The organism is Hungatella hathewayi WAL-18680 (genome assembly GCF_000235505.1).
In the GTDB taxonomy this organism is placed as follows: domain Bacteria; phylum Bacillota; class Clostridia; order Lachnospirales; family Lachnospiraceae; genus Hungatella_A; species Hungatella_A hathewayi_A.
The window spans coordinates 2,299,914-2,307,966 of the sequence record NZ_JH379027.1; the positions used below are offsets into that span (position 1 = coordinate 2,299,914).

The following is an 8,053-nucleotide window of genomic DNA, read 5'->3' on the forward strand; positions in this document are numbered from 1 at the left end:
GACTGCTATAAGCTGCTTAATGAAAAGACGAATAGGACAGATATTTCGGAACGGATACTGGAAATCGTTAAATCACACGATATTCTCCCCTAAAATAATTTTAGGCATCGTAGTTAAACACCTATTCCAACGCTTGTAGAATTTCTCCACACCAAGTTTCGATACCCTTGCATGGGCTTCCTCATTTTCCAATACCCAATATAAAACATATGTTACTTTCTCTACATTCCTCGTAAGACGAACAGGTACTTCACCCTCTTTAACTGCATTAAAATCTTTTTGTCTATGTGTTCGCTTAATATAGTGTACTTCAATAACTCCTTCTTGCTTTAGATAAAATTCAGCGACTTCTTTCATCAATTCCTCGATTTCATCTAATTTAGTTAATTTCGCTTCATATATGCATATTTCATTAAACATAAAATACCTCCGCAAATTCCGAGTTTTTAGTTTGACAAACTAGAAATTATTTAATTATATTCGTTCCTTTTTGCTCCCAAATCTTTGGCCACATAGTTCCGTTGCTATAAAACGCAAAAAAAGAACGGAACTGTAGTTCTTGCTGGTCATGCATACAGACACTATTCATAAATTTACTTTTATGATACCATATACATATAAATATTACCATCCCTTATTACGTTTACCAGTCCACAAAAAGAGTTGGGAATAGATAGCAGCTTTAATAAAGGACGGAGCCGGTTTAGGTTCTAAAATCCGTTGTGTTCATCAGTTTAATGTGTTAAACTATATAAAAAAATAATACATACTGCCTTCCCCCAATCCGGGAAGGCACTGTTATGAGAATGGAAAGGAAGAAACCATCATGAAAATCACAAAAGTCATGGCAGACACATTTCACATTGATTTGAAAGAAAGCTTTAAAATCGCATTTTCCGAGGAGACTGGCTCGGTCAACGTGCTGGTAAGGCTGGAGACAGACAACGGCTTGGTTGGAATCGGGGAGGCGGCTCCTTATGAGCTGGTGACGGGAGAATCCCTCCAGACCGTGTTAGACGCCCTGGCCCTGTTCCGGGAGGCCCTGATTGGCCTGGACCCGGTGTGCATCGAGCTGGCCCATCACCGCATGGACGCCCTGGCTCCGAAGGCCACTTCCGCCATTGCTGCGGTGGATATGGCGCTGTATGATCTGGTGGGCAAGGCCATGGGAGTTCCGGTCTACAAACTGTTAGGAGGCTTCCTAAACCAGGTGCGCTCCGACATCACCATCGGTATCAACACCCCGGAAAAAATGGCCCAGGATGCCAAGCGCTATGTGGACCAGGGCTTCGGGATTCTGAAGGTGAAGGTGGGAATCAACGTGGAGGAGGATGCTGCCGCACTTCGCGCCATCCGCCAGGTCGTGGGAGACCAGGTGCTGCTGCGGGTGGATGCCAACCAGGGGTATGACGAGCAGTCGGCCCTGACGGCTGTCCGGGAGTTTGAAAAAATCGGAATCAGGGCTATCGAGCAGCCATTTCCGGAGCATGATTTGGAGTCCTCAGCCAGACTGCGCCGGGTATCAGGCGTTCCCATCATGTTAGATGAATCCATCCATCTGCCACAGGACGCGTCAAAGGCCAGCCGGCTGGAAGCGGCCGACATTTTCAATATCAAACTGATGAAATGCGGCGGGTTATACCGGGGTCTCCAGATTAATGCCATCGCGCAGGCCGCGGGAATCGGCTGTATGGTGGGCTGCATGATGGAGAGCCGTCTGGGCATCGCGGCGGGCTTAAGTCTGGTGGCGGCCCAGGAAAATATCACGGAAGCGGACTGCGACAGCTTTATGCTCTGCCAGGAGCCGGAGATTGGATTAAAGGGCGGATTTGAGCAGAAGGGCGATTTATTTACCCTGTTGGACAAGCCGGGACTGGGAGTGGAACTGTAACGGCTTTCTGATGGACACTACAAGGATTACATACGGTAAGACAGAATATACGGAGGAACGATAGGATATGGAAGCATTATTTACCAGCACACAATCGCTGCTGATGATTATTTTTCTGGTGATGGCGGCGGCATTTCTCTTACAGAGGGTGAAAGGAATCAAGACCATGGGACCGGTTTTGATTGTCCTGCTGCTCGGCGTGATACTCACCAACTTGAAGGTGGTTCCCATTTCCCATGAGCTGTACGGCGTGGTCAGCAATTATTTTGTGCCCATGTCCATCAGTCTGTATCTGCTGAGCTTTGACGCGAAGAAACTGAAGATTCTGCTGACCAGGGATTCCCTGCTGGCCTTTGCGTCCATGCTGGTTTCGGTCTGCCTGGTGGCGGTTGTGGGCGGTTTGTTCTTCGCCCACCAGATTGACGAGGGCTGGAAGATTGCCGGAATGTTCGTGGGAACCTACACCGGCGGCAGCTCCCAGCTGACAGCCATCGGCACCGGCCTGGAGGTGACCGGGGACACCCTGGCGCTGGCCAACGCCGCTGACTATGTCATCGGCATGCCGTCCCTTATTTTCTTCTTTGCGGCCCCGGCGCTGATGAAGGCGTCAAAGTGGTTTAACCGCGTCTGGCCATATCAGGTGCCGGAGAAGGAACTGACGGGGGAGGGCGAACATGTGGACCTTGGCAAGAAGCCGTTTACCCTTCAGGAGGTGGTATTTTTGCTGGCGACGGCATTTACGGTGGTCGCAGTTTCCACCTTGCTGGCGGAGACCCTGCTTCCGGCATCCTTACAGAAGTCCATGCGGGTCATCATTATCACAACCCTGTCCCTGCTGGCGGCCCAGATACCGGCCGTGCAGAAATTAAACGGGAACTTTGACTTGGGCCTGTTATTTTCCATGGTATTTATCACCACCATCGGTTTCCAGGTGAACATCGCGCTGTTTGCAGGTTCGGCCCTGATGATTACGCTGTTCTGCTTCTGTGTCATTGTGGGAAGCTTCCTGCTGCACTGTGTCATCACCCGGCTTTTGAAGGTGAAATATGAGTTCAGCCTGCTGGCCATCGTCGCCGGTATCGCGGACGGCACCACGGCTTCCATCGTCGCATCGGGCGCGGACTGGAAATCTCTGGTGCAGGTGGGCATGATTATGGGCGTCGCCGCGGGAGCCATGGGCAATTACGTGGGCATCGGCGTGGCCTATCTTGTGAAAATGCTGGCCGGTGTCTAACCGCCGCCAGCCAATGGAGGAAATGATATGAGAATATGGCGCTTATATTCTTCCGGAATCTGTTACGGACAGTTTCAGGTCACGGAAGGGGAAATCAGGCACCGGTGGCTGGACGCCAATACGGCAGAATACCGGGAGGAGCGAAAGCTGGATGAGGAGGATAACCGCTTCTATCAACAGCTGGCCAACATGGATGTGCTGGATTTGCTCAGCCGCCTGGAGGAATACGACCTTGCGTTTACAGATGGTGAGACGCCATCCGGCCGGCCCAAAGATGAAACTGATCAGACTGCCGGAACACTGTTCACGCTTTCCCAGGGGGAGATATACCAGAAGATGGACGCTCACAATTACTGCCAGCGCATGATCCGTTTCCCCAGAAACGTCCTCTACGTGGACGGCAGAGTGCGGGGCTTTACCTGCCCCAGCAGGGAGCGGGTCCACGTGCTGGTGGAACAGGGATATGAGAACCAGACCGTAATCAGACGCTGGAAGGAGGAGTATCCGGAGGAAGTGCTGCATCCCATCTCGGACCTCGGCGAGACGGAGGTGGTGACGAGAGACGGCGTACCCCTCTCCACCGCGGTTCTGATTCCGGCTGACGTGGCAGAGCCGGTTCCCACAATTCTGGTCCGGACCCCCTACGGCAAGGAGGGGGATATCTTAAATTACCTGCGGTACGTGCACCGCGGCTATGCGGTAGTCATACAGGACGTGAGAGGGCGGAATAAGAGCGGCGGGGAATGGCTTCCCAACAGCCACGAGGTGGAGGACGGGGATGACACCCTCAACTGGATTGCGGCCCAGCCCTGGAGCAACGGGAAGGTGGGGACGGTGGGCGGCTCCTATTTAGGCTATGTGCAGTGGGCGGCGGCCGCCAGCGGCAATCCCCATCTGACCACCATGATCAGCGTGGTGACCGCGGGAAGCGCCTTCTGCGACCTGCCAAGAAAGGGCGGCGCCTTCGTCTCCGGCATGATGGCCTGGGCTTTTGCCGTATCGAAGCAGGAGTTTCATCCGGAACTGATGATGCGGGACGACTGGGACGAGATTTTAAATATCCGTCCCCTGGAGGACATTCCCAAGAAAGCTCTGGGCTATGAAATTCCATTTCTCACCACCTGGCTGAATCATATGGATTGCGACGAGCTGTGGAAGAAGAGCGATTGGAAGGAGAGAAGCGGCGGTGTTAAGATACCGGCCCTTATCATGTCCGGCTGGTTTGACGACGACGGGATGGGAACCACGGAAGCCCTGGATTTGACGGCGGACCACGGGGATACTATGAGAAAGGTAATCCTGGGTCCCTGGCAGCACGGCGGAAATTCCAGGTACGATATCCACGGCATGGCCCTTGGCCAACAGGCATTGAAGATGGATATCGACCTGACCTTCTTCCGTTGGTTTGACTATCACTTGAGAGGCAGGGAGAACGGCATTGACCGGCTGCCGGACGTGGAGTACTATACCCTTGGCGAGGAGCGGTGGAAGACCGCTTCTGACTGGCCGGTGCCGGAGACAGAAGCATTTTCCCTCTATCTGACAGATGGGGAGACCGCGTCTGATAACGGCGGCCTGCGTTTTGAGCCAGCCGCCAGGGCGGGAGAGGACAGCTACGATTACGACCCGGAGGACCCGTCCCTCTGTATCATCGATATGTCGGAAAATGAAGTCGGTGTGCCGGAGAACTACACCGAACAGGATTTACGCCCCGACGTGCTCTGCTATGACACGCCGCCGTTAGAGGAGCCAGTCACGCTGACCGGAGATTTCTCCGTGGAGCTGTACATTTCCTCCGATGCGCCGGACACCGATTTTGTGGTGAGGATCAATGACGTGGACGAGCACGGCACCTCCATCAAGCTGGCTGACGGCGTTCTTAGCGCCCGTTACCGGGATGGCTTTGAGACTTCCCGGATGATGAAGCCGGGGCAGGTCTACAAGCTGGTGATACGGACCTCCAAGGTTTCGGCTATGTTTAAGAGAGGGCACCGTATCCGGCTGACCGTCACCTCCAGCGCCAAGAACTGGATATTCCCCAACAGCAACACGGAGGGAGGCTTTAACAGTCAGGAGACCAGAATTGCACACAACACCGTCCATCACGGCGGCATCTATCCGTCGCGGGTAACAGGGCGGAGAGAGCGATAAAAAAATAAGTTTCCCACGCCAAATCACCGGCATGGGAAACTTATTTTTTCTTTTAAACGTTTATAAATTCTTTATGGATTCGAAAACGGTCCGTTGCTATACGGTATCGTGTAGGACTGGGTAGGCGGCGAGGTATAGGACGGTATGGTGCCCTGTATCGGGCTGGGACTCGGCACATATCCCGGTCCATAGTTATTGCCATCCGTATCCGACGGAACCTCAGGTCCTAATATGGTGGACGACTGGTTGTGAATGTTGCACTCCGCGCCTGGCAGGCCGAAGACAGAGTCGTCCGTTTCGCCGGTTTCCCCGGCGGGAATTGCCATGAATACCCGTGATACCTTGCTTGGGCAGAACTCCGTTGGCAGAAGCCCGGATTCCTCGCAGACCGTGGCGGCCACATGGTTGTTGCACACCTCAGTGGGTACGGTTCCCTTGGCGAAATACTCGGTGTAGACCGCGTTTCCTCTCGGGTCCGCCGAACAGAGACCAGGTACGGCCAGCTTGCCGGACTTGCGGCATATCTGGGCGGTCTCCACACTGTCAGGAACCTTGAAGCCGGGGTCTTCCTTCCCCTCGTGAACCCTGGTCATAATCTTTCTCCAGATGTCCTTGTGGAAGGAGGTGCCGCCGTTGTTCTGAGCGCCGCCGGACAGTTTCTGGTTGTCGTCGCAGCCAGCCCAGATACCGGCCGTATAGTAAGGCGTATAGCCCACAAACCAGATATCAACGTTGCTGGAAGTAGTACCGCTCTTACCGGCGGTGGTCATGCCCGGAATCTTGGCTCTCGTGCTGGTGGAGCTTGGCGCCGCGCCGGCACGGGCGAACTTCCGGTTGCTTATGACGGAATCCTCCATGGCGTCTGTCAGAAGGAAGGCTGTGGAGTCCTTCAGCACCCGGTGGGTCTCCGGCTCGTTGTTGATCAGCACTTTTCCGTTGTGGTCAATAATCTTGGTAAAGAATATCGGTTTTGTATAGACACCGCCGTTGGCTATGGAAGCGTAGGCGCTTGTCAGTTCCAGGTTGGTCACACCTGCTGTGATACCGCCAAGAGCGGTAGCAGCGTTAAAGTCGTTGGACGTCAGGGTGGTGATGCCGAAGTTCTTGGCGTACTCCACACCCAGCTGAGGCGTCACCGTCTCCATCATGCAGCGCACGGCCACAATGTTCATGGAGTAGACGATACCGTCCCGGATGCTGGAATATCCCTGATATCCGGTGGAATACCAGTTGCGGAAGGTCTTTTGTCCCACCGTGTAGGGAGCGTCATAGTACACCGTTCCTAAGGTGGAGCCGCAGGTGTCAATGGCCGGTGCAAATGCCGTGACAACCTTGAAGGTGGAACCCGGCTGGCGCTTGGTGTTGGTGGCGCGGTTCAAGGTAAGACTGGCCGTCTTCTCCCCGCGGCCGCCGTTGATGGCCTTCACCTGTCCCGTAGCCTGGTCCATCAGCACGAAGGAAACCTGTGGCTGAAGGGTGGTGGTAAGCCGCTCGCCGATAATCTTATCCGTATCCGTCAGAAGATAGGCCTTGTAGGCATCCACATCCGCCTGGGCCTCCTCCTCACTGTTGTAAAGTCCGGTATATCCCGAATCCCCCAGCACCTGCTTGTGCCAGGATTTGATATTCTCCTGGGAGTAGTGGGTGGTGGTGTCATCACTGTGGGTCACGGACAGCCGGTATTCGATGGAATAGCGGACCACGGTATAGTTCTCCGGATTGTTTACCTCTTCATCCACAATGGCCTGGAGAACCGGGTCCTGGGTGGTATAAATCTGAAGGCCGCCGCTGTATAACAGGTCGTGGGCCTGGGTGTCCGTGTAGCCTAACTGCTCCATGAGAGCTTCCTTCACCTGGGCGGTCAGCTCATCGGTGAAATAGCTGTACGGCGTGGTATTTTCCTTGGTAATCATGTCCACGTTCTGGATGCGGGAGTACACGTCGTCCGCCAGCGCCTCCTCCTGCTCCTCCTTGGTGATATAACCCTGCTCGAACATGTATTGAAGGATAACCTTCCTCTTGGCCTCGTTCTCCTCCTTGCCCGAAATCGGGTTTAAACGGGACGGATTCTGGGTAATGCCGGCGATAACGGCACACTCCGATAAGGTCAAATCAGAAACTTCCTTATTAAAATACCGCCGGGCCGCCACCTTGACTCCCAGGGCGTTGTTGCCCAGGTTGATGGTGTTTAAGTAGTTGGTGATAATCAGCTTCCGGTCCATGGATTTGGTCAGCTTCACCGCCAGGTACTGCTCCTGGAATTTACGCTCCAGCTTCTCTCCAAAGCTGGCTTCCCGGCCGCCCTCAAACACGTTGTTCTTGATGAGCTGCTGGGTCAGGGTGCTGCCGCCGCCGGCGGAAGAATCCCCGGTGAGCACGCCCTTGACGGCACGCAGAATGGAGCGCATGTCTATGCCGTTGTGGGTCCAGAAACGGGAGTCCTCGATGGCCACGAAGGCGTCAATCAAATCCTGTGGCAGCTCCTCATACGTAGCCGGGTCACGGTTGGAACCGGCGGTTACCAGGGTGTCGGTTAAATTGCCGGCGCTGTCATAGACGGTGGTGGCAAAGCCCTGGGGGACAATGCTCTCGATGTTAATCTCCGGGGCGCTGTCAATAATGCCCTTGAACATCCCGATTCCCATGCTGACGCCGATGACACCGAAAACACACACGAAAATAAAAAAGGTTTTGAAAAACCTAATATAAACTTGTTCTTGTACTTTCTGGCGCTGGAAGAAGCCGCCTTCAGTTTCTTGTCTGTCGCCTGTTTTCCG

Annotated in this window: 4 protein-coding genes and 1 pseudogene; 3 read left to right on the top strand and 2 right to left on the bottom strand. The window is 54.0% G+C overall.

Annotation, left to right across the window (positions count from 1 at the left end):
* Window positions 1–72: 72 nt before the first annotated feature.
* Window positions 73–420 (bottom strand): hypothetical protein, encoded by a 348-nt coding sequence (locus HMPREF9473_RS10275; protein ID WP_006780039.1) that lies wholly within the window; start codon window positions 418–420, stop codon window positions 73–75.
* 406 nt (window positions 421–826) lie between these two features.
* Here HMPREF9473_RS10275 and HMPREF9473_RS10280 point away from each other — a divergent pair, with 406 nt between their 5' ends.
* From HMPREF9473_RS10280 to HMPREF9473_RS10290, 3 genes are all read left to right on the top strand, one after another.
* Entirely contained in the window at window positions 827–1,891 is a 1,065-nt protein-coding gene (locus HMPREF9473_RS10280) for a mandelate racemase/muconate lactonizing enzyme family protein (RefSeq protein WP_006780040.1), read from the top strand.
* A gap of 67 nt (window positions 1,892–1,958) precedes the next feature.
* Complete coding sequence (locus HMPREF9473_RS10285) at window positions 1,959–3,125, top strand: DUF819 domain-containing protein (protein ID WP_006780041.1); 1,167 nt, start codon at window positions 1,959–1,961, stop codon at window positions 3,123–3,125.
* A gap of 27 nt (window positions 3,126–3,152) precedes the next feature.
* Window positions 3,153–5,276: a CocE/NonD family hydrolase gene (locus HMPREF9473_RS10290; RefSeq protein WP_006780042.1), complete on the top strand. Its 2,124-nt coding sequence runs from the start codon at window positions 3,153–3,155 to the stop codon at window positions 5,274–5,276.
* 71 nt (window positions 5,277–5,347) lie between these two features.
* On the opposite strand, the pseudogene HMPREF9473_RS10295 reads toward HMPREF9473_RS10290, so the two are convergent.
* Window positions 5,348–8,053 (bottom strand): annotated as a pseudogene (locus tag HMPREF9473_RS10295) (transglycosylase domain-containing protein); the annotation flags it as partial.

Coding starts and splice junctions, on each gene's coding strand:
- HMPREF9473_RS10275 (WP_006780039.1), bottom strand. CDS start 420: ATGTTTAATGAAATATGCATATATGAAGCGAAATTAACTAAATTAGAT.
- HMPREF9473_RS10280 (WP_006780040.1), top strand. CDS start 827: ATGAAAATCACAAAAGTCATGGCAGACACATTTCACATTGATTTGAAA.
- HMPREF9473_RS10285 (WP_006780041.1), top strand. CDS start 1,959: ATGGAAGCATTATTTACCAGCACACAATCGCTGCTGATGATTATTTTT.
- HMPREF9473_RS10290 (WP_006780042.1), top strand. CDS start 3,153: ATGAGAATATGGCGCTTATATTCTTCCGGAATCTGTTACGGACAGTTT.